General features: G+C 68.7%; 17 protein-coding genes and 2 pseudogenes. 13 read left to right on the top strand and 6 right to left on the bottom strand.

What is annotated here, in order from left to right:
• Window positions 1–27 precede the first annotated feature (27 nt).
• On the bottom strand, window positions 28–405 hold the full coding sequence (locus tag ACFZDJ_RS25410) for a hypothetical protein (protein WP_391061804.1): 378 nt from the start codon (window positions 403–405) through the stop codon (window positions 28–30).
• A gap of 824 nt (window positions 406–1229) precedes the next feature.
• Here ACFZDJ_RS25410 and ACFZDJ_RS25415 point away from each other — a divergent pair.
• The 4 genes from ACFZDJ_RS25415 to ACFZDJ_RS25430 all read left to right on the top strand — a co-directional run bounded on the left by ACFZDJ_RS25415 (window position 1230) and on the right by ACFZDJ_RS25430 (window position 5585).
• Entirely contained in the window at window positions 1230–1439 is a 210-nt protein-coding gene (locus tag ACFZDJ_RS25415; RefSeq protein ID WP_391061806.1) for a hypothetical protein, read from the top strand.
• A 367-nt stretch (window positions 1440–1806) separates the two neighbouring features.
• Complete coding sequence (locus ACFZDJ_RS25420) at window positions 1807–2502, top strand: TRIC cation channel family protein (RefSeq protein ID WP_390937500.1); 696 nt, start codon at window positions 1807–1809, stop codon at window positions 2500–2502.
• Window positions 2499–3761: an amidohydrolase gene (locus tag ACFZDJ_RS25425; RefSeq protein ID WP_391061808.1), complete on the top strand. Its 1263-nt coding sequence runs from the start codon at window positions 2499–2501 to the stop codon at window positions 3759–3761. Before ACFZDJ_RS25420 ends, ACFZDJ_RS25425 begins: the two co-directional genes overlap by 4 nt.
• A 1254-nt stretch (window positions 3762–5015) precedes the next feature.
• Complete coding sequence (locus ACFZDJ_RS25430) at window positions 5016–5585, top strand: suppressor of fused domain protein (RefSeq protein ID WP_391061811.1); 570 nt, start codon at window positions 5016–5018, stop codon at window positions 5583–5585.
• A gap of 109 nt (window positions 5586–5694) precedes the next feature.
• Here ACFZDJ_RS25430 and ACFZDJ_RS25435 read toward each other — a convergent pair whose 3' ends face one another.
• Window positions 5695–6546 (bottom strand): transposase family protein, encoded by an 852-nt coding sequence (locus ACFZDJ_RS25435; protein ID WP_391061813.1) that lies wholly within the window; start codon window positions 6544–6546, stop codon window positions 5695–5697.
• A 53-nt stretch (window positions 6547–6599) separates the two neighbouring features.
• Window positions 6600–7052, bottom strand: a complete 453-nt coding sequence (locus tag ACFZDJ_RS25440; protein ID WP_391061816.1) for a hypothetical protein — start codon at window positions 7050–7052, stop codon at window positions 6600–6602.
• Between the two features lie 235 nt (window positions 7053–7287).
• Between ACFZDJ_RS25440 and ACFZDJ_RS25445 the strand changes: the two genes are divergently transcribed.
• Entirely contained in the window at window positions 7288–7410 is a 123-nt protein-coding gene (locus ACFZDJ_RS25445) for a hypothetical protein (RefSeq protein WP_391061818.1), read from the top strand.
• 456 nt (window positions 7411–7866) lie between these two features.
• On the opposite strand, the gene ACFZDJ_RS25450 is transcribed toward ACFZDJ_RS25445, so the two are convergent.
• Entirely contained in the window at window positions 7867–9396 is a 1530-nt protein-coding gene (locus tag ACFZDJ_RS25450; protein ID WP_391061821.1) for a hypothetical protein, read from the bottom strand.
• 128 nt (window positions 9397–9524) lie between these two features.
• On the opposite strand from ACFZDJ_RS25450, the gene ACFZDJ_RS25455 reads away from it, so the two are divergent.
• From ACFZDJ_RS25455 to ACFZDJ_RS25465, 3 genes are all read left to right on the top strand, one after another.
• A complete protein-coding gene (locus ACFZDJ_RS25455) occupies window positions 9525–10205 on the top strand; it encodes a response regulator (protein WP_390937514.1) in 681 nt (226 codons plus the stop codon).
• Window positions 10192–11673, top strand: a complete 1482-nt coding sequence (locus tag ACFZDJ_RS25460; RefSeq protein ID WP_391061824.1) for an ATP-binding protein — start codon at window positions 10192–10194, stop codon at window positions 11671–11673. The genes ACFZDJ_RS25455 and ACFZDJ_RS25460 overlap by 14 nt, the downstream gene beginning before the upstream one ends.
• A gap of 112 nt (window positions 11674–11785) precedes the next feature.
• Window positions 11786–12169, top strand: coding sequence for a transposase family protein (locus tag ACFZDJ_RS25465; RefSeq protein ID WP_391061827.1), 384 nt, complete (start codon window positions 11786–11788; stop codon window positions 12167–12169).
• A gap of 797 nt (window positions 12170–12966) precedes the next feature.
• On the opposite strand, the gene ACFZDJ_RS25470 is transcribed toward ACFZDJ_RS25465, so the two are convergent.
• Window positions 12967–13449, bottom strand: a complete 483-nt coding sequence (locus tag ACFZDJ_RS25470) for a carboxymuconolactone decarboxylase family protein (RefSeq protein ID WP_384916243.1) — start codon at window positions 13447–13449, stop codon at window positions 12967–12969.
• Between the two features lie 77 nt (window positions 13450–13526).
• On the opposite strand from ACFZDJ_RS25470, the pseudogene ACFZDJ_RS25475 reads away from it, so the two are divergent.
• Both ACFZDJ_RS25475 and ACFZDJ_RS25480 read left to right on the top strand, forming a co-directional pair.
• Window positions 13527–14438: pseudogene (locus tag ACFZDJ_RS25475) on the top strand (pirin family protein); the annotation flags it as partial.
• A 27-nt stretch (window positions 14439–14465) separates the two neighbouring features.
• Complete coding sequence (locus tag ACFZDJ_RS25480; protein WP_391062482.1) at window positions 14466–14804, top strand: GNAT family N-acetyltransferase; 339 nt, start codon at window positions 14466–14468, stop codon at window positions 14802–14804.
• A gap of 260 nt (window positions 14805–15064) precedes the next feature.
• On the opposite strand, the gene ACFZDJ_RS25485 is transcribed toward ACFZDJ_RS25480, so the two are convergent.
• On the bottom strand, window positions 15065–15226 hold the full coding sequence (locus ACFZDJ_RS25485) for a hypothetical protein (protein ID WP_391061830.1): 162 nt from the start codon (window positions 15224–15226) through the stop codon (window positions 15065–15067).
• 115 nt (window positions 15227–15341) lie between these two features.
• On the opposite strand from ACFZDJ_RS25485, the pseudogene ACFZDJ_RS25490 reads away from it, so the two are divergent.
• From ACFZDJ_RS25490 to ACFZDJ_RS25500, 3 genes and pseudogenes are all read left to right on the top strand, one after another.
• Window positions 15342–15997: pseudogene (locus ACFZDJ_RS25490) on the top strand (maleylpyruvate isomerase N-terminal domain-containing protein).
• A 168-nt stretch (window positions 15998–16165) separates the two neighbouring features.
• A complete protein-coding gene (locus tag ACFZDJ_RS25495; protein WP_391061833.1) occupies window positions 16166–16336 on the top strand; it encodes a hypothetical protein in 171 nt (56 codons plus the stop codon).
• A gap of 297 nt (window positions 16337–16633) precedes the next feature.
• Window positions 16634–17524 (top strand): NAD(P)H-binding protein, encoded by an 891-nt coding sequence (locus tag ACFZDJ_RS25500; protein ID WP_391061836.1) that lies wholly within the window; start codon window positions 16634–16636, stop codon window positions 17522–17524.
• Window positions 17525–17723 lie beyond the last annotated feature (199 nt).

The raw sequence follows: 17723 nt of genomic DNA on the forward strand, positions 1-17723 counted from the left end.
GCGCCGCACCCCGTGGGAGCGCGCGGGCTACCGGCCGGTGTCCTGGTACGGGGAAGCGCAGTAGTCGACGCTGTCAATGACCACGCACGCCGTGAAGAGGATGATCGGATTGCTCTGGATGTCGGTGGTTTCGCCGCAGGTGCCGTTGCCCTTGGAGTCCGACAGCGTCTGACGGTCTCCGACCCTGCGGTAGTAGCGGACGGCGACCCCGTAGCCGTCCGCATGGACGTCACAGACCCTGACGGCGCCGTTCGCACCGTAGGACACGGCCTGCGCGCGGGTGTAAGCGCCGTAGGCGACGATGGAGGTGCGGTCGGCGGCGTGCGCCGGTCCCGAAAGCGCCAGTGCGCCCAGCAGAGCCGCGCCGGCGGTCAGTGCGCGCCCCGTCTTCCAATACCTGGCCATGGTCTTTCCCTTCTCGTCGGCCCGTCGGGCCTAAGCGTCCCCCGTGGCGTGTGCCGTCGGGCTGGGCGGGGCCGGTCGAGGCCCTGCCGGGCATCGAGCTTTCCGGCCGCGGCTTTGTCTGGCAGCCCCCTGCTGCCACTTCGGACAATCCCGTAGCGTCGCGTCGGAGCGAGGCTGCCGTTGACCACGACGCCGGGGAGCGCGTCACCATTTATGCCGTCTGGCCGGGACTTCCACAGTGCGCCAGGCGGGGTGTCGGAGCTCATGAGTGCCTCCTGCCGCGGTCGCTACGGTTTCCCCCTGAGAGGGAGGCGAGCCCCCGGAGTGTGACATCGACACCCCCGGAGGTGACCCACATCTCACTGTTCGACAGTGCGTGGTCCACACATGGACGCATTCGGCACCCAGGCAAGGAGCTGGGTGAGGCAGTTCAGGCCTGACCGCTACATGGAGATACCAGGCCATCGCTGGGCCACAGCGGCGACGGTATGGCTGCAAAGCGCCAACTATTGCTTCAATCCACACGAGTTCACCTACGAGCAGCCCGGGAACCCCCGACAGACGCCGCCTTCCCCACCTCGGAACCTGCTGCAGCACGAGCGCCACCGGCCCGGTGACAGCCGCCCGGCCCCGCTGAGCCCACGCGGGCATTCCGTCACCTCACGAGCCGCATTTCGTCGGCCCCCCGATCCTCGGCGGGGTGGAAGGGGCGGTAACCGCCTGCCGGACGGCGCATTGCCGAAGTGAGCCTGGCGACGTGCCCACCGTACGGCGCCAGGCTTCCCGCTACCCTCCGGCCAAGGGCGGCCCTTACGATGATCACCGTGACCACCCGCCGCACCCTTGGCATCGGCCCCGAGGCTCCCGCGCAGAACATCCGCGCCGCCCAGGCCGACCATCTCGACACGCTGCCCGGCATCCACCTGCCAGACCTCGGCGAGTTGCGAACCCGCGGAGTCCTCGGAGCCCACCCCGCAGCTCCGCCGAGCCCACGACGATCCCTCGGCACCGGCCGCACGGCCGCCGCCGAGTGAGGGTCCCGCGTAGAGAGACGTGGAGGTCCCCGGTGAACTTCTATGTGGGTGGTCAGGGCTGGTTCCCGAGTTGGGTACCAGCTGGTGGTGAAGACTTCGAGCGTCGCGAGGAAGACCGTGAAGCCCGCCGGGAAGTCCCGTCCGAAGCGCCCGCCGGTCCGCCTCGGGGCGATCAAGACGGGATGGATCGTGAACCGTCTGTGGGAGCGTCGTTCATCCAACGGACGCGAAGGAATTCGGCACGCTGCCGGCATCCGTCACACTCTGCGTTCGCCGCGAAGGCCGAGAGTAACGCCTCGACTATGCTCGCCTCATGTCCACTGCGTCCGTTATGTCGGCTTCTTTGATTCCTGCCGGGATCGATGCGGTGACGCGATACCTCGACCTTGCCGGCGTCTGCTCGTGCGCGCTGCTGGGCGGTGCTGTGGCTCGCACGGCGGGCCTGGACCTGTTCGGGTTCCTGGTGGTCGGCGTCATCTCCGGCCTGGGCGGAGGCATGATCAGGGATGTGCTGCTGCAGCACGGCACACCGGTCGCGCTCACCGACTACGCCTACCTGGCGGTCTCCTTCGCCGGTGCCGCGGTCGCTTTCCTCATCCAGGTCAGTGAACAGTCCTGGACCCGACTGTTCACCGCTCTCGACGCCGCGGTGATCGGGTTCTGGGCAGTCGCGGGCGCCAACAAGACCTTGGCGGTCGGCCTGGGCTGGCTCCCGGCCATCCTGCTGGGCGCCCTCACCGCCGTCGGCGGCGGCGCCCTGCGTGACGTCATCCTTGGCCGGGTCCCAGCCGTGTTCGGCGGCAACGGCCTGTACGCCACCGTCGCCCTGATGGTCGCCGCGGTCACGGTGCTGTGCTCCTACCTCGGGATCCCCGAGGTCGGCATCGGCCTGGGCATCGCCCTGGCCCTGGTCTTCCGGCTCACCGCCGTGCACTACGGCTGGAACCTGCCCAGCGGCCTGGACTGGCAGCCCCACTCCAAACTGGCCTCGCTGATGCGGCGCCGCTCCCGTCCCGCCACCCGCCGCGGGGGAAAGTCCCACTCGCGCAAGGAGGAACCATGAGCGACCGCGACCGTGCCCATGCTGTGCTGGCCGGCCTCGAGGGCATCCGCTCCGACCTCGAGGACTTCTACAAGGACCTACACCGACACCCTGAACTCGGCCTGCAAGAACACCGCACGGCCAAGAAGGCGTCCGACGCGTTGCGGAACTTCGGCTACGAGGTCACCGACGGCATCGGCGGAACCGGGGTGATCGCCATTCTGGCCAACGGCGAGGGCCCGACCGTCATGGCCCGCGCCGACATGGACGCCCTCCCGGTACGCGAGCAGACCGGTCTGCCCTACGCCTCCACCATCACCGTGACCGGCGACGACGGCACCGAGCAGCCTGTGATGCACGCCTGCGGGCACGACGTGCACGTGACCTGTCTGATCGGCTGCGCACGGCTGATGGCCCAGGCCAAGGACGCCTGGCGAGGCACCTTCGTGGCACTCTTCCAGCCCTCGGAGGAGAACGGCGACGGCGCCGACGCCATGATCGACGACGGTCTGACATCGAAGGCGCCCCGACCCGACGTAGTGCTCGCCCAGCACGTCCTGCCCTATCCGGCCGGCTACGTCGGCACCCGTCCCGGGTCATTCCTGTCGGCCGCGGACAGCCTGCGCGTCACCGTCCACGGACAAGGAGCGCACGGTTCCATGCCTCAAGCCGCGGTGGACCCCGTGGTGTTGGCCGCGGTGATCGTCGTACGCCTGCAGACCATCGTCTCCCGGGAACTCGCCGCCACCACCCCCGCAGTGGTCACCGTGGGCAGCATCCACGCCGGGACCGGCCCCAACGTCATCCCTGACAGCGCCGTCATCCAGCTCAACGTGCGCACCTACGACGACGCCTCGCGCACCCAGGTTCTGGACGCTATCGAACGGATCGTCAAAGCCGAGAGCGAGGCGTCCCGCTCGCCCAAGGCGCCCGAGATCGAGCGGACCGCCTCCTTCCCGCCCACCGTCAACGACGAGGCGCCGACCCGGCGCGTCGCCGAGGCGTTCGCCGCCCACTTCGGCGATGACGCACACACCATCGCCCTGCAGACCGCCAGCGAAGACATGAGCGAGATCCCCAAGGCGTTCGGCACGCAGTTCACCTACTGGGGCATCGGTGGCATCGACCCCGATTTGTACGCCGCGGCCGCCAAGAACGGCACCATCGCCCAGGACATCCCGGTCAACCACAGCCCCACCTTCGCCCCCGTCACCCAGCCGACCCTGGACACCGGCGTCAGCGCCATGACCGTCGCAGCCCTCGCCTGGCTCAGCGCGTGACGCAGGCCCCCCACCTCCCTGGCAGGGCTCCGGAAGAAGGAACCGACCGCCGAGACCCAGCCCAGCGTCACACCACAGTCGGCTAACCCCTGGAGAAGGCCGGCACCACCCGACACGCGGTCGTCACCGTGGTCCACCTGCGCTGACCCGACTACAGGCTTCTGCTCGACTGCACCTTCTCCCCGGCTGTCGCGTGGAAAAGCCGAAGTGCGGTCCTTGGGCCGTGGGGTCGTGGACGGCTTGGAGGAGGGCTTGGAGGAGGGGTTCGGTGAAGGCGGTGCCCCGGAGGTCGATGTCGGCGCGGGGGCCAGGGAGGCAAGGTAGGCGTCACGGTACCCGTCGTTGAGGTGGGCCAGGCATTGAGTGCGGCCCGGTACGCGGACGCCGGGGCATCCGTCCGGGTTGCCGGCGGGGCCCGCGCCGTGTGTGCAGAACGGCGAGGCAGGTTGCGTTCTCATGACTGGAGACTCCGGAGCTCTCGGCTCGGGCGCGGCTGAAGGACGCTGTCCACTGGGAAGCGTATGGCGGCCGACGCCCAGCAAGGGTGGGCGACTGCCTGGTCAGGGCCTGCAGTGCCGGAACGACAGGTACGCCGGGAAGGGATTCGTCGCTCGCAGCTCGCGCACACGCTCCAGGGTCATGCCGCCGGCACGGCAGGCAAACATGGGAGCGGTTGCCGTCATGCGGGCCGCCTGTCCGCGGGAAGGGTGTCACCACGGCCAAGGTAGCGAAGCCACAGTTGGCCTGACGTGGGATCAGGACCGGGGACGTTCTTCATGTGACGAGGCGCCTGATCTCATCGGCGGGGAGTTCCTCGCTCTTGATGGCGTCCACGAGCGATGCGCCTGCCGTCAGGCGCATCCCCTACTTGTCGGGCGTGTCGTCCGGCCGGATCTTTGTTGTCCGCGGACAACAAGTGTGGGTAACACGCGTATTGCGGTGCCTCTGACGTCCCAGGAGCGCTTCGCGCCCGGATTGATCTCCATCACCGCTCGTCATGCGGGTCAGCACCGTGACGAGAGCTACGACATCCGCCCGCTGCGCAGGAATCGCGGTACCGCCGATCAGACGGTTGGACACCGGCTGGACGGTCCAGGTGGCAACTGCGGAAGCGCTGTCGACGGGGTGGCCAGGCGACGACTGACTTCGATCACGTGAAGTGGTTCTGGCTCAGGTTGTGTGGACCTGTTGCGGAGCGTTACTGGCGACGCCCCCGGTGGCATCCACCGGTGAGTGATGGTCCAGGCTGGTTGCATGGTCAGTCGCGTAGAGAAGTACCTCGCCCATCTTGATCTGCTTTCCGGGGCAAGGGAGCCTCAGTTCTTCCCTGTCGAGTCGACCAAACAGGGCATGCGTGGCGTGACGGAGATCGTGTACGACGACCTGCCGGATGGACTTCTCACGACGCTCACCTACGGCTTGTCGCTGGCGGAGCATCCGGACTGGCAGCACGGCTCGCCGGAACTCTGTCTCAGCGTGAACTCAACCAACGTGATCTGGGGGCACGCGGTGGGCTTCCTTGCCGAGCAGCTCCGTGGCACCTGTCCCTTCGACTACGGCAGCACCATCAACTTCGGCGAGCGGATCGTGCCGGAGTCGGAGATGACGGCGTTCTGCGTCTTCGCGCCGATAGTCCTCGACAGAGATGACTACCTGGGCATTGACGTTGGCGTTCCGGGACACGAGGGTCACGACGTGATCAACATCCAAGGGATGTACCCCATCCACGAGATTGAGCGGCAGTTCATCAACGAGCACGGGCTCGAAGCCTTCTGGAAGAGCGATTGGGAGCCCACGGACGTGTTGCGCCGCCCCGCGGTCTGACCTCAGCGAGTTGTGTTCATCTTGAACGTGCAGGTCACGGGGGTGGCTTGGGTGGGTGAGGTCATGCTCGTGCTGGTCGGCGGCGGCTGTCTGCGGTGAAGATCGTCGGTCAGCGGGCGATCTCGTGCCAGTTGTGGACCATCAGCGCGCGGACGAGCCGGGTGGCCCACTTCACGTCGAGGTGGAGCCGGGTCAGTACGCGCCAGTTCTTCAGGTGTGCGAAGGCGTGTTCGCAGACGGCTCGTTCTGCGGCGATCAGCTGGTTGACCTGCTTCTTCGAGGGCGGGAGCTTCTTGCCCTTGGGCTTGTTGCAGCCGGTGATGACCGCCGGGTCGCTGCTGTCGTCGCTGTCGTCACCACCACCGTCGAGGCCGACGAAGCCGAGGTCGGCGATCGCGGTGAGGCCGGCCGAGCGGAGTCGGCCGACCAGGTCGTCGTGGCGGCAGGCGGTGATCTCCGAGCCGCGCGCGGGTCGGGCGGTGGAAGTCCACAGCAGCCGCCCCTTGACATCGGTCAGGGCGATGATCAGCAGCCCGTGCCGTTTGTGCTTGGCCGACCAGCGGCGTCTCATCGGGTGGCCGGTGCGGCGCTGGGTGGGTATCAGCGACCCGTCGATCAGGACGACGCTGCCACCCGCCCGGGCGATTTTCGCCAGCACCCGCCGCAGCCTGGGGGCCCGCGCGGCCAGCAGGTCGATCATCTCCTTCAGCCACCGGTCCACGGTGGTGCGCGAGAGGCCGTTGCCGCCGGCGAGATCGGCAAGCCGCTGGTCATGCCGCAGCGCGGCCAGCACGATCACCGCGATCCGCCCGGCCGGACGCTTGCGCCATCGCGAGCGGATCTTCTTCAGCTGGGCGGACAGCAGCCCGGTCAGGAAGGTGAGGGTCTGCGTGGACCGCTCCAGCCGACACTGGTAGACAAGCTCACTGTGGTCCCCGGCCGGGGTGAATTTTGGAGGCATACTTCATCAACCGGGGCCGGGGGCCGCTGAGTTACGGGGCCGTGGCGGGAGATTTACGCCCGGATGGCGAAGGTGCCGTTCGGCAGCTTGTGCAGCCAGCCCCGGACCGCCAGCTTCGACAGCTTGCCGCGCAGCGGCTCCAGCCGGCCCGGCACCACCACGTCGATGCCCAGCTCGGCGCCGACATCCTCGACCATCACCGGGCCGCCCGCGGCCTGCACAATCTGCAGCATCCGCCGGTAGTCGCCCGGCAGCGCGGACGCATCCACCACCTCCCGGCGGTGCGGCACCTTCAGAACTGACCGGCCAGCGACCTGCACCTGCTGCGGCAAACCGACGTCCTGTCCCGCGGCCTCGGCCTCCTGTTCGTACAGCCGGCGCAGCACCGGCTCCGCGACCGCGAGTTCCTCACGCTCGGCGTCCACCTCGGCCAACTGCTTGGCCAGCGACTCGGCAAGCTCGTCCAGCTCAGCCCGGCGACCTGCGGTCTTCTCCAGCGACGACACGCCTTCCCCTGCCCAACGGCCAGACGCCCTCAGGGAACCGTAGGAGCCCCGCCGGACACCTCACGGCCGAAGCCAAGAACCCCCATCCGGAACGTGTCAGACGATCTAGACTCCAGCCTCCCGCCCTCGACGAGCACAAGTACGCCACCGACCACCCACGCCAGCACCGCCGACCAGGACGGATTCAGGCTGCGCAGGTCTCAATGAGGCATCTCGGACGTGGTTTGGTGGCCCATTGCCAAGCCGCACCACGGTCGGCGTCACCGACCTGGCCCTGGACGCAGCAGTGGAGATCGACGTGATCGCCGCGATCCCCGAGAGCACCAGCATGGCTGGCACTCCCCACATCGCTACCTGACTTTCGCTCTGCCCTCGGCCTTTCGTGTTCGGTCGTCAGCTTCGGTTGCCGCCCCATTCGTCGTCGCGGTGCGTGTGCGGGCACGCAGGCGGCCCGCTCGTCGCATCGGGTGGGCGCCGGTTGCCACGGTCCGGTCGGTGGCTCTGCTGCTCGTCTGGGTTCGAGGAGATCGACATCGCCGACATCCCCGACGTCGCGGATCTCCCCGGGCTGTTGTCGGTCAGCCTGGGTCCGGGAAGGTGCCGAGCCGACTGATCGTGTCGGTGATCTTTTCCGTCCATGGCCAGTGGCGGGCGAGTCGCAGGCGCCGTTGGCGTGCGATCGCGATGAGTTGGGCAGCGGCACAGAACAGCCACAGCCTCCCACGGCAGCAGCGACCGGCAAGTCAAGGTCTGCGGCTCCGGGTCGAGACAGCGTGACGGCGGGTGGTGCCGGCCGGGCCGGCACCACCCGCGGTCACCTCATCACCCCACCGCTCTCTCCCGGGCTACTGGATCCAGGATCGGCCTTCGGAGACGGGTCGTGGTCTCGGACGTAGACGGTGACTCGCGCCCCGTTGACACGGGTTGTTCCGTACTCGCGGAAGTGGCGCCGCAGGGTGTTTGTTTTCGCTTCCTCCTGCGGGTTGGTCGGCGAGTGCGCACCCGCCGCGCGGACCGCGACGATCCGGTCGAATTCCAGCATGCGTGCCGCAATGTCCTGGGCGGGAAGCTCGACACCTGCAAGTGTGTTCGACGAAACGGGGTCCTGTGCCAGGGCCAGATCCGTCAGGAAACGGGTGTCCTCGGGGTTGGCCGCGGTCAAGATCCGGTGCTGGCCGGAGAGATAGAGCAGCCCGTCGCCGGGACGGCCATCCTTGCGCACGGTGGCGCCGATGGCGGTGACGTCATTGCTCCGGCTCTGGGGCGTCCTCAGCGAAAGGCTCGGCGGGACGAGCGCGGCCAGTACGGCAACCGCCGCGATGCAAGCGTTGCGGGATGACTGCTGCCGCCGGTGGAAGTAATCCATCCAGGCGCCCAGCAGCAAGGCGATTCCGATATTGCTGTAGAGCACATACCGGTCGACGAAAAGGGGCTTGACCAGTGAGGCGATGAGCAGCAGAAGGCCCGGAAGCACAAGAATCGGCACAGCCAGCACGGAAAGCCGCACGGGTCCCCTCACCCCCAGGGGCGCTCGGGCACACACCACGCCCACGACCGCCACAACCAGGAAATAACGAAGCCGCACCGGTCCGCCGATCCAGGACACCTGCCCCGACTGCCCCGCACTACAGATCGCCAGCGGCAACAGCCCGGCCACAACGCCCGCGGCAGTCACACTCCACGCCCTCAGCACCGGTCGTGGGACACGGGAGACGACCAGCGTGACGCCGTGTGCAACCAAGGCGAGGACCGCGAACTCATGGAGCAGACAGGCCAGCAGCATGGTGGAGCCATAGACCGCCCACCGCCACCGGGCGCGATGCGGGACGCTGACCACGAGCGCATAGGAGGCCCAGGTGACCAGGGCACAGACCATGGCATACGAGCGGCCTTCCTGCGCGTACTTCTGTACCTGGGGAAGGAGCGGGAACACCAGCCCGGCCAGCAGCCCGGCACGGGGTCCCGCCAGGCGTAGCGCCAGAAGCCCGACTCCGCTCGCCGCCACGGACATCGCCAGCACAGACGGCAGCCGCAAAGTCAGCAGCCCTCCGCCGAAGAGACCGAAGATCTCATGCATCACGGCGTAGTAGAGGGCATGGACCAGATCAACATGCTGGGCGGTGAGCCATATCTGCGAAAGATCGCGGTGTGCGAGCTGATAGGTGACGGACTCGTCCCCCCACATAGTGTTCTTCCTGCTGATACCCCAGAGGCCTAGAGCGATGGTCAGCGGCAAGGGCGCGATGACGACAACGGCTTCGGCCGGGCTCGGTGATTGTCGACGGGCGGGTACGGGAAGGGAAGCCGTCCTGGCCACGGCGGGGCCACGTTCAGCAACGGACATCGGCGACAGGGCCTTTCAGCAGTGGCGAAGACGTTCCGCCAGCGTGCCCGGACCTCATTGACCGGATGCTGACCCAACCTGACCGGCCGATCAGGAAGGCGGGCCGGCGCTGTGCGAGGCTGCACCACATGCGCATCCTGGTGGTCGAAGACGAGGTGGACCTTGCCCACACCCTGCACACCGGTCTGACCGCTGAGGGCTACAGCGTCGACCTCGCCCATGACGGCCGGCAGGGACTGTGGATGGCCCGGACCGGCGAATACGCCCTTGTCGTACTGGACTTGATGCTGCCCGGACTCAACGGCTACAAGGTCTGCGCCCAGCTGCGCCGGGAGGGCAACGCGACCCCCATCCTGGTACTCACCGCCAAGGACGGGGAGTGGGATCAGGCAGAGGCCCTGGACACGGGGGCCGATGACTACCTGGCCAAACCCTTCTCCTACATGGTGCTCGTCGCACGGCTGCGGGCCCTGGTCAGACGAGCCGCCACGGTCGCCCCGCCCGTCCTTGCCGTGGGCGACCTCTCGTTGGATGTCGCCGGCCGGGTCTGCCGCCGGGCCGGGGTCCGGGTGGAACTCACGCCCAGGGAGTTCGCGGTGCTGGAGCTGCTGGCCCGCCGGGCGGGCCAGGCGGTCTCCAAAACGGATCTGCTCTATCACGCGTGGCCCGACGAAGCCCGGGATCCCAATCTGGTGGAGGCGCGCGTCAGCGCCCTCCGCAAGAAGGTGGACGCCGCGTTCCACCGGCAGTCCCTGCAGACCGTACGAGGTACCGGCTACCGGCTGGTGGACGACCGTGAACGCGACTGAGCCGCAACGCCGCTGGTGGCCGCGTTCGGTACGAGCCCGCGCGGCCCTGGCCGCCGCCTCGACCGCCGCCGTCATCCTGGTCGGCATCGGCTGGTGGGTACACCGCGACGTCTACCGCGAGAGCACGCAGATCGCCGAAAAACAAGCCGAGATGCAGCTCTGGGCTCTCGCTGATCAGCTGAACGAGGGTGTGGTTCCCGTTCGCAGAAGCGCCGTGCCGTACGAGGTCGTCGCGACCGGCCGACGCACCGCTGTCGCCTACGGCGGAAGCATGGAAGACTTCGATCCCGGCACCCGCCATGTGCTGCCCGCCCCATCGGAGGCCACGGAGCCCGGGGGCTTGACGATCCGTCCCATCCGCATGCCGGTGCGCCGCGACGACAACCCCAGGTACAGATTCAATGTCGATATGGCCGGCGGGACCTACATGGTCATGTCCACCGATATCAGCGCCGATGAACTCAGCAGCGACAAAGTCGCCGCTCTGGGCGTCGCCGCCGACGCCAAGCTGCGGATCTATGCGGTGGTGCTCCCGCACACAGCCGAGGCAATCACCAAGACCACCGACCGCCTGCTGCTGCGGGCCGGGCTCGTCAGCCTCGTACTGATCGCCGCCGTCGCCTACTTCGCCGTCCGAATCGCACTGCGGCCGGTCGAAGCCATCCGCGTCCTCACCGCCTCGGTCACCGCGAGCGACCCCCGCGAACGCGTCACCGTCCCCGCCACGGGACACGAGATCACCGCCCTGGCCACCACCATCAACACCACCCTCCAACGCCTCGACAACGCCGCCGCCCAGCAACGCCGCTTCGTCGCGGACGCCGCCCACGAACTACGCAGCCCCCTCACCACACTGCTGGCCAGCCTGGAAGTCGCGCTCGCCTACCCGGAACGCACCGACTGGCCCGCCGCGGCCACCACCGCCGCACGACAGACCCGCCGCCTCCACGCCCTCGCCGAAGACCTGCTGCTCCTCGCCCGCCTCGACACCCGCACCCCCACAGCCGGCCCCGAAACCGTCGACCTGACAGCCCTCGCCTCTCGGCTGACCGAGCAATATCCCCTCACCGAACGACCGTTGACCCTCACCTGCGACAGCAGCGCCCCCGCGCACGCACACGGAAACCTCGACGAATACGAACGGCTGCTGCGCAACCTCATCGACAACGCGGCCCGCCACGCCGCACACCGCATCCAGATCACCATCCGAAACCAGGACGCCTGGGTCGTCCTCACGGTGCACGACGACGGACCGGGCGTGCCCACCGAGGACGCCGAGCGCATCTTCGAACGCTTCGTCCGGCTCGACGACGCCCGCTCCCGCGACCACGGCGGCACCGGCCTGGGCCTCGCCATCGCCCGCGACCTGGCCCACCGCCACCGAGGCACCCTCACCCTCACCCCTCGGACCCTCGGAGCATGCTTCCAGCTGCGCCTTCCCCGAGCCCCCACCCCAGCCGAGAAATGACGCGCTTCACCGCGGCAGCCCTTTCCGGAAGACCACCAGATGACCACGCCCACCGCTCCACTGCCGCAGAAACGATCACCGACTTCACCCGCCACCTGGCTGAGCACGGCTGTTGTGGACTTCCACCGCCCGACCCGCGCGCGGCTCGGAGATCACCGCCTGCCGCCACGACGACCTGGTCGGCCGACTCCGCTCGGCCGGCCTCACCGCGATCGCCGACCTCGGCTTCGTCGGCCTCGACGGTGGTGGTGACGACAGCGACGACAGCAGCGACCCGGCGGTCATCACCGGCTGCAACAAGCCCAAGGGCAAGAAGCTCCCGCCCTCGAAGAAGCAGGTCAACCAGCTGATCGCCGCAGAACGAGCCGTCTGCGAACACGCCTTCGCACACCTGAACAACTGGCGCGTACTGACCCGGCTCCGCCTCGACGTGAAGTGGGCCACCCGGCTCGTCCGCGCGCTGATGGTCCACAACTGGCACGAGATCGCCCGCTGACCGACGATCTTCACCGCAGACAGCCGCCGCCGACCAGCACGAGCATGACCTCACCCACCCAAGCCACCCCCGTGACCTGCACGTTCAAGATGAACACAACTCAGTGGTACGCCAGCCTTGATCTGGATGACTCATTCGCTGGGAATGTCAGGCGCGCAGGACCCGCTTGCGCAGAAGGGTGAAGCCTGTTCGGCCGAACATCTGGCGCTTCAGCTTCTTGATCCGGTTAACGTGGCCTCCGACGACTCCGGAGCTCCATGGCAGGGTGAGGCCGACGATGACGGCGTCGCGTCACGCTTCCTCGCCCAGCATCGTCACCACGTGCACCCACTCGCTGCCACCTGTTGCGTACCTGCGACTTTCAGGGCTGTTCACGGGTTCTGCTGCTCCAGGGGCACCGCTCTTTCGATGGGGCCGCCACGTGCCTGCCGCCTCCGTCCCTGTGGCCACCGCTCACGCCATATTGGAGACATGAACGCAGACGACAGGAACATGCTGGCCGGGGCACGTGTGGCGACCAGGCTTCCCGCCCAGGACCTGGACCGGGCCCTCATCGACCTGTTGCTGCACGGCATCCTGACGAAGTGACGCCCCGATGGCGACCGGACTGTGACGCTGTCGCAGTCCGTGCGGGCCCCGGGGCGGCCCCGCGCGGCCCCGCCGGGCGGCCGCCCCCTGCTCGCGCTCGACCACTTGACGACTCGACCACTCGACCACTCGACGGCCGGGACCTCGACGACCCCGTCCGATCCGTACCTTTCCACACCCGGACAACCGCCCCCGCTCCCCCGGCGGGATCAGCGCTCCGAACGCACCGGGTGCTTGCTCATGATCGAGACCCGGTTGAACGCGTTGATGGTGATCGCCACCCAGATCACCGCGGAGATCTGGTCGTCGGTGAGGGCGTCACGGGCGGCCTCCCAGGCGGTTTCCTGCGCCGCCGCGTCGGTCGGTTCGGTCGTCGCCTCCGCCAGCGCGAGGGCCGCGCGTTCCGCGGGAGTGAACAGCTCGGTGTCCCGCCAGGCGGCCAGTACTCCGAGGCGCTGCGCCGTCTCGCCCGCACGCAGGGCGGCCCGGGTGTGCACGTTGAGGCAGTACGCACAGCCGTTGATCTGCGACACGCGGAGGTTGATCAGCTCCACCACGGTCCGGTCGAGTCCCGCGTCGGCGGCAGTCGCGCGCACCGCTTCCGACGTCTGGACCAGTGCGTGGTAGGCCTTCGGGCTCTGCTTGTCGATGAAGATCCGCTGCGTCGCTGTTCCTGTCGCGTGGCTGCTCAACCCCGGACTCCGTCCTACTATGCTGCGAGTATCATTGTTGAATCTGAAACTATCATGGTGACGGAAGGCGGTCCCCGGTGAGCGATGTCGACGTCCTCTCCCCACGTGACGTACCCCTGGGCGGCCCGCGGGCGATGACCGTGCGGCGCACGCTGCCGCAGCGCGCGCGGACCCTGATCGGAGCATGGTGCTTCGCCGACCACTACGGTCCCGACGACATCGCCGAGACGGGCGGCATGGACGTCGCCCCGCATCCGCACACCGGACTGCAGACGGTGAGCTGGCTGTTCAGCGGGGAGATCGAGCACCGCGACAGCCTCGGCAGCCACGCGTACGTACGGCCCGGCGAGCTGAACCTCATGACGGGCGGGCACGGCATCAGCCACTCGGAGGTGTCCACCCCGGGCACCACGGTCCTGCACGGCGTCCAGCTGTGGGTGGCGCTGCCCGAGGAACACCTGCACGCCGAGCGGGACTTCCAGCACTACGTACCCGAGTCCCTACGGATCGACGGGGCCGAGATCAGGGTCTTCCTGGGCTCCCTCGCCGGTCGAGAGTCCCCGGTGCGCACCTTCACACCCCTCCTCGGCGCTGAGATCGTCCTCGAGCCGCGCGCGACGGTCACGTTCGCCGTGGACCCCAGCTTCGAGCACGGGCTGCTCGTCGACCACGGAGACGTCCGCTTGGCGGACACCTTGCTGCGTCCGGCGGAGCTGGGTTACGCCCCGGCCGGAACCGCCGCTCTGACGTTGGTGAACGAGTCCGACGACCCGGCTCGCACCGTACTGCTCGGCGGAACCCCGTTCGAGGAGGAGATCGTCATGTGGTGGAACTTCATCGGCCGTAGCCATGAGGACATCGTCCGCGCCCGGGAAGACTGGGCGAACGCCTCCGATCGCTTCGGCGCCGTCGAGGGGTACCCGGGAGACCGTCTTCCCGCTCCCGTTCTTCCGCATGCCACCATCGCGCCGCGCGGCAACCCTCCGCGTCGCCGACCCACACCCGAAAGGCACCTCATGACCGAGTCTCCCGCCGCTCCGACCGTCGAGCGGAACGACGCCAGGCATCGCTACGAAATCCTGGTCGACGGCAAGCGCGCCGGCCTCACCGCCTACCGCGATCGCGGTGAGCAGCGCGTCTTCTTCCACACGGAAGTCGACGACGCCTTCGCCGGTCAGGGCCTGGCCGCGCGGTTGGTCGAGCACGCGCTCACCGACGTGCGCGACCTCGGTATGCGGATAGTTCCCGTGTGCCCCTACGTCGCGAAGTTCCTGAAGAAGCACGACGAGTTCGCCGACATCACCGACCCCGTGACCCCCGAGGTCCTGGCGTGGCTGGACACGGAACTGGGCTGACCCCGCACCTCCCCGCGGTGCCCCGGGCGGGAAACGTCACGAGCACCGGTTCGACGAGCCGCCGCTTCCCGGCGAAGCCGGCACCGCGCAGGCGCCGGTGCGAGTCCGGGGGCGGAAGCCGGCCTTCGTCGAAGCACGGCTGGACGCCCTGGGAGGACGAACTCGGGGAAGTCGCCGCTGTGAACGTGCAGCCGTAGCCGGTGTCCGACGTGGCCGAGGGACAGCGTCAACCACCGCTCCGGGGCGTCCAGGTGGACACGTCAGTGGGCGACGAGTTCGGCCTCCCCGTCGGGATGGACGTCCAGCAGCTTCGTGAAGAGGTCGGTGGACGGGCCGATGGTGGTCAGGGCGAGTTCGAGGGAGACCAGACGCCGCCAAGTCGACCGATTCCGCGGCCGGTCGCCCGTACACCCGTGACACAAGGATCACGCTGTGACGTGTGGGCACACCAGATGCGGCGGGCGCCGACGGCGGAGCCGCTTACGGGTAGTCCGCATGTGCTTGCTCGCCATTCCGGCACCGCACCACCTTGCCGGTGTGGATCTCTTCTCACTCTCGTGGACCGCGTTGCGCACGGCGGTCGCCGAGCTGCCCGACGAGGATTTCACCCGGCCGTCCGGCTGTACCGGCTGGCTCGTACGGGACCTGGTGTGCCACCTGATCATCGACGCACAGGACGTCCTGATCACCCTCGTGACCCCGCCGAAACGGAACCTACGCGCGACGCCGTGACGTACTGGGACGTCGCCGAAACGCCGCCGACCGGTGACGAACCGCTCGACGCGCTGACCGTCCGCCTGGCCTCCGCGTACGAGGAGCCGCGGCTGCTCAAGTTCCACTTGGACGACGTCGGCTCCGCCGCCGGTCGCGCCGCCGAACTCGCCGACCCGGGCCTGCGGGTCAGCACCCGCGACGAGGTCCTCACCGCGGGCGACTACCTCTCCGCGTACGTCCTGGAGTGGACGCTGCACCACCTCGACCTGCTCGCGCACCTCCCAGGCATGGCGGGACCGCCCGCGCAGGGACTTGCTCGGTCACGCGAGATGCTGGAGAAGATCGCCCGGGCCGCGTTCCCCGTGTCGTCGCCCGACAAGGACGCGCTGCTGGTCGGCACCGGACGACGTGTCCCGACCGACGCGGAGAAGGCCGAACTGGGCGAGTTGGCCGCGGAACTCCCGCTCGTCATCGGATGATCGACTGGCTGAACGGAACCTTCGGCGCGGGCAGAGCCGAATCGCAGCGGGGTCGCCTGCGTCTCTGTATGAGGTGACGATGCGACGGCTGGAAGCATCGTCCAGGCGGGGATCGCGGTCCCGTTCCGAGTGGCCGCCACGTAGCGGTGCACCACGTGGTAGCCGCCGGTGCAGCCGAGCGCGGCCGGCTCACCGAGCCGCATCGAGATCGTGCGCCGTACCGTCTTGCGGTCGAGCAGCTTCAAGTGGATGCTGCAGCGCGCGATCGAGGCCGGGGTACCGCTCGCGTGGGTCACCGCTGACGAGGCGTACGGGCAGGCCAAATACCTACGGGTGTGACTGGAGGGACGCCGATCGCCTATGCCGCGGCCAGGTGGGCCATGGAGAGGGCAACGAGCGTTCAGAAGCCATGAGGTCGAGTGGTCCGGGAAGGCGGCTGTCCACATCGGCGCGTCGCAAGGTCCCGCCCTTGCGGCTGCCCCATCTCGTCGACCGTCGGTCCGTGGACTTAACTCGCCACGCTCCCCAACTCCCCTGCACGGCTTGCGTCGTACTTTCGCCCGTGATCGACTTCCAGGTACGCAACCGGAAGCAGAGGTACCGCCACCGGCGGCGGCTCCGGATGGAGGGAAACCCATGTCTGAGGGGAACCACGCCACGGTGGCGGTCACCGGGGTGACCGGGGCGCTGGGCAGCCGGATCGCGGCCCGACTCGCCGACCATGGCGTCCCCCAACTCCTTGTCGGACGCGACCGCGACCGCATGCCCGAACTGCCAGGCGCCCAGCGACGCGGTCCGGCCGCCTACGCCGACGCCTCGGACATGCGCAAGGCGCTCGAAGGCGCGTCGACCCTCATCCTGGTCTCCGGACACCGCACGGGGCGCCGGCTGGAGGAACACGCCACCGCGGTCGGGGCCGCGCTCGCGGTCGGTGTGGACCGGGTCCTGTATGTGTCCCTCGTCGGCGCGGCGCCCACCGCCACCTATGCCAACGCCCGCGACCAGTGGCTGACCGAACAGTTCCTGGCAGGCGCCGGGATCCGCCACACGGTACTCCGGGCGGGCTTCTACACGTCGACGCCGGCCGCCCTCGCCAACGAGGAATTCGTCGTGAGCGGCCCCGCGAGCACCGGCCGGGCCGCCTTCGTCACCCACGAGGACATCGCCGACGTGATCACGGCCGTCGCCCTCGACGAGGGTCCCATCTCCGAGCACGACGGCGCGACCCTCGAGATCACCGGGCCCGAGGCCCTGACCCTCGACGAAGCGGTCACCCGGATCGCCGGGGCCACCGGCCAGCCCTACCGCTTCGAACCCGAGACCCTTGAGGAAGCCTTCGCACGGCGGTGGCGACTGGGTATGAGCGGGGAACAGATCGAGACCTGGATCTCGTGGTACCAGGCGATCGAGAGGGGCGAGGTCTCCGCGGTCACCGACGTCGTCCCCCGACTCACCGGCTCACCGGCGACCCCGATCTCCGACGCGGCCTGGTGGCCCGCGCCCAAGACGGCGCGAGGTACCCGCTGAGGACCCCTTCCCGGGCGTGCGCTCTTACTTCCCATGCACCTGTGGGCTCTGGCCTCGCCGCCGTGGAACTCCGGCGTCGTGGAGGGCCATGTCCACCGGATCAAGATGCTCCAGCGCCAGAGAGCTCGCAGGTCCCGCCTGTCACGCGCCTCCTTCCTCCCGTGTGCCCGTAGGGGCTGTCGCGTGATCGCTGCAGCGG

Origin of the sequence: Streptomyces sp. NPDC007896, assembly GCF_042959425.1 — a bacterium.
In the GTDB taxonomy this organism is placed as follows: Bacteria; Actinomycetota; Actinomycetes; order Streptomycetales; family Streptomycetaceae; genus Streptomyces.

Bases quoted from the DNA above. Each gene is read 5' to 3' on its own strand.
- ACFZDJ_RS25455 (WP_390937514.1), top strand. From the start codon at position 9,525: ATGCGCATCCTGGTGGTCGAAGACGAGGTGGACCTTGCCCACACCCTG.
- ACFZDJ_RS25500 (WP_391061836.1), top strand. From the start codon at position 16,634: ATGTCTGAGGGGAACCACGCCACGGTGGCGGTCACCGGGGTGACCGGG.
- ACFZDJ_RS25435 (WP_391061813.1), bottom strand. From the start codon at position 6,546: ATGCCTCCAAAATTCACCCCGGCCGGGGACCACAGTGAGCTTGTCTAC.
- ACFZDJ_RS25450 (WP_391061821.1), bottom strand. From the start codon at position 9,396: ATGTCCGTTGCTGAACGTGGCCCCGCCGTGGCCAGGACGGCTTCCCTT.
- ACFZDJ_RS25430 (WP_391061811.1), top strand. From the start codon at position 5,016: ATGGTCAGTCGCGTAGAGAAGTACCTCGCCCATCTTGATCTGCTTTCC.
- ACFZDJ_RS25425 (WP_391061808.1), top strand. From the start codon at position 2,499: ATGAGCGACCGCGACCGTGCCCATGCTGTGCTGGCCGGCCTCGAGGGC.
- ACFZDJ_RS25480 (WP_391062482.1), top strand. From the start codon at position 14,466: ATGACCGAGTCTCCCGCCGCTCCGACCGTCGAGCGGAACGACGCCAGG.
- ACFZDJ_RS25410 (WP_391061804.1), bottom strand. From the start codon at position 405: ATGGCCAGGTATTGGAAGACGGGGCGCGCACTGACCGCCGGCGCGGCT.